This is a genomic window from Roseateles sp. P5_E11 (assembly GCF_054049355.1).
In genome coordinates this window covers 1-1,549 of sequence record NZ_JBFUMO010000925.1, presented here as the reverse complement: position 1 = coordinate 1,549, position 1,549 = coordinate 1, and the positions used below count along the sequence as shown (strand labels likewise).

Here is a 1,549-nt window from a genome sequence, read left to right as displayed (position 1 = left end):
CATCTCCTTGGCGTATTTGGCGACCTGGTGGCCGTGGGCGTAGTTCTGGTTCAGCAGAAAGACCTTCTTGACGTCGGCCTGGTCCTTCATGAACGTCGTCAGCGCCTCCATCTTCATGGACGTGTCGGCGTCGAAGCGGAAGTGCCAGTAGCTGCACTTGCTGTTGGTCAGGTCGGGGTCCACCGCCGAGTAGTTCAGGTAGAGGATTTCCTTGCCCGGGTTGCGCTCGTTGTGCTTGCTGACGGCGTCGCTCAGGGCCAGCGCCACGCTGGAGCCATTGCCCTGCATGATGTAGCGGATGCCCTGGTCGGCCGCGGCCTTCAGCAGGTTCAGCGATTCGGCGGGGCTGAGCTTGTTGTCGAAGGTGACGATCTCGAACTTCACGCCGGCGGGGTTGCTCTTGTTGGTCTTCTCGCCGAGGAACTGGAAGGTCTTGACCTGGTTCTGGCCCACCGGGCCCATCAGCCCGGACAACGCGTCGATATAGGCCAGCTTGACTGTCTCGCCCTTCTGCGCCTGGGCGGCCCCGGCCGCCAAGGCCAGCACGGCGACTGCCGTGAATGCGCGCGTTAGGCGTGGGACATGGGCCGAAGTGATGTCGAACATGCTTGTCTCCTGTTGTGGGTCTGAATGTGAACGGAAGTTAATCCAGCGCGGCCACGCCGCAGTCCCGGGCTTACCCCTGACCGGTCATCGCGCTCATGCCGTCGGGAGCTTGTGGCTCAGGAACTGGTCGCGCAGCTTGAGCTTCTGCACCTTGCCAGTGGCCGTATGCGGAATTTCGGAAACGAAGACAACGTCGTCCGGGACCTGCCACTTGGCGATGCGGCCCTCGTAAAAGGCCAACAACTCTTCGCGCGTCAATGTCGCGTCGGGCTTCTTCACGACGACCAGCAGCGGCCGCTCGTCCCATTTGGGGTGCCTGGCAGCGATAACGGCGGCCTCGTGCACGGCCGGGTGGGCCATCGCGATGTTCTCGAGATCGATGGAGCTGATCCATTCGCCGCCGGACTTGATGACGTCCTTGCTGCGGTCGGTGATCTGCATGAAGCCGTCGGCGTCGATGGTGGCCACGTCACCGGTCGGAAACCAGCCTGGCTCGCCATCCACACTCACCAGGGGCGACTCGTCGTGGTTGTAGTACTGGGCGATCACCCAGTGGCCACGCACGACCAGATTGCCCGAGCTCTGGCCGTCCCAGGGCAGGGAGCGGCCTTCGTCGTCGATGACGGCCATGTCCACGCCGTAGATGACGCGGCCCTGCTTCTCCAGCAGGCGCTGCTGCTGTTCGGGTGGCAGGTCGAGCTGGCGTGTCGTCAACTTGGACAGCGTGCCCAGCGGCGACATCTCGGTCATGCCCCAGGCATGGATGACCTCGACGCCGTAGTCCTGCTGCAGCGACTTCATCATCGCCGGCGGGCAGGCCGAGCCACCGATGACGGTGCGCTTGAAGGTCGAGAACTTCAGGTTGTTGGCCTTGACGTAGTTCAGCAGGCCCAGCCAGACGGTGGGCACGCCGGCGCTGAAAGACACCTTCTCGCCCTCGAAC

The 1,549-nt window shown here is 63.5% G+C and carries 2 protein-coding genes; both read right to left on the bottom strand.

The features are described 5' to 3' along the window. Positions 1–606: ABC transporter substrate-binding protein (locus ACXJKR_RS32140; RefSeq protein WP_457326308.1), on the bottom strand; the 606-nt coding region annotated here is incomplete at its 3' end. A 93-nt stretch (positions 607–699) separates the two neighbouring features. After that, a partial coding sequence (locus tag ACXJKR_RS32135) for an AMP-binding protein (RefSeq protein WP_457326307.1) occupies positions 700–1,549 on the bottom strand: 850 nt, incomplete at its 5' end.